This is a genomic window from Pseudomonas sp. UM16, assembly GCF_050312595.1.
Lineage (GTDB): Bacteria > Pseudomonadota > Gammaproteobacteria > Pseudomonadales > Pseudomonadaceae > Aquipseudomonas.
Genome location: NZ_JBNPJT010000114.1, coordinates 1 through 203, shown reverse-complemented (window position 1 = coordinate 203; position 203 = coordinate 1). Strand labels below are relative to the sequence as shown.

The 203-nt window shown below is 55.7% G+C and carries 1 protein-coding gene; it reads left to right on the top strand.

Annotation, left to right across the window (positions count from 1 at the left end):
* A partial coding sequence (locus ACQRAX_RS25810) for an immunoglobulin-like domain-containing protein (protein WP_427867809.1) occupies window positions 1-203 on the top strand: 203 nt, incomplete at both ends.

The window sequence follows — 203 nt, the reverse complement described above, 5'->3', positions numbered from 1 at the left end:
GGTGGCCAGAACCACACCGTAAACATCGATGCCAGCGGCAAGGGCACCCTGTCGGTTCCGAATACCAACGGCGAAGATGCTTACCTCGACGGCTCTAAAGTCACCGCGACTGTGACCGAGGTGATAGGCGGCAACTTCGAAAAAACTGACCTCACCGATGCCAATATCACCGTTGAAGTCAAAGACACCACCGACACCACCAC